General features: G+C 77.0%; 1 protein-coding gene. It reads right to left on the bottom strand.

The genetic code is table 11. The annotated features are described in order from the left end of the window. Nucleotides 1-653 (bottom strand): glycosyltransferase (locus tag OZN99_RS33000; protein WP_270939386.1); only part of this gene is annotated, 653 nt, incomplete at both ends.

Genomic DNA, 653 nt, shown 5'->3' on the forward strand with positions numbered 1-653 from the left:
GCCGCGTTTCCCAGGCCTCCTGCACGGCGCGGCGGATGCTGGCCGCGTCGCCCGGGTCGCAACGCCGCGCAAGGCCGTCGGGCAGCTCCGCCGCCGCCGCGTCGGACAGCACCAGAGACGCGCCGGCCGCCGCGGCTTCCAGCGCGACAAGCGGCGCGCCTTCCGCCCAGCTCGGGAGCACCACCACCCGCGCGGCGGCATAGGCCGAGGCGAGCAGCGGCGAATCCGGCTCCAGCCGGTCCAGCACCCGCAGCTCCGCGCCGCCGTGGCGGTGCACCGCGGCCAGATAGGCGTGGTTCTCGGCATGGCCGATCAGCACCAGCGGCAGTCCGGTGCCGCGCAGCGCATGGGCCAGCATCGCCTGGTTCTTGCGCGGCTCGATGCGGCCGACGCAGAGCACGAAGTCGTCGAGCCCGATGGCCTGGCGGAACAGCGCGGCGTCGGCGCCGGCATAGAGCGCCGCATCCACGGGGTTCGGCACCACCACGCCATGCCCGACCGGCGCGCCGATCCGGGCCAGCCGCGCGCGCTCGCCCTCGCCGAGCAGGATCAACCGGTCGGCCAGCGCCGCCATCTCGCGCACCGCGGCGTGGAAGCCGGCGGCGGGTTCGTCGGGCGTCGCGCCGTCGCGCCGCGTGGCGGCGAGCTCGGCG

This window comes from Falsiroseomonas oryzae (assembly GCF_027856955.1).
Classification (GTDB): Bacteria; Pseudomonadota; Alphaproteobacteria; order Acetobacterales; family Acetobacteraceae; genus Falsiroseomonas; species Falsiroseomonas oryzae.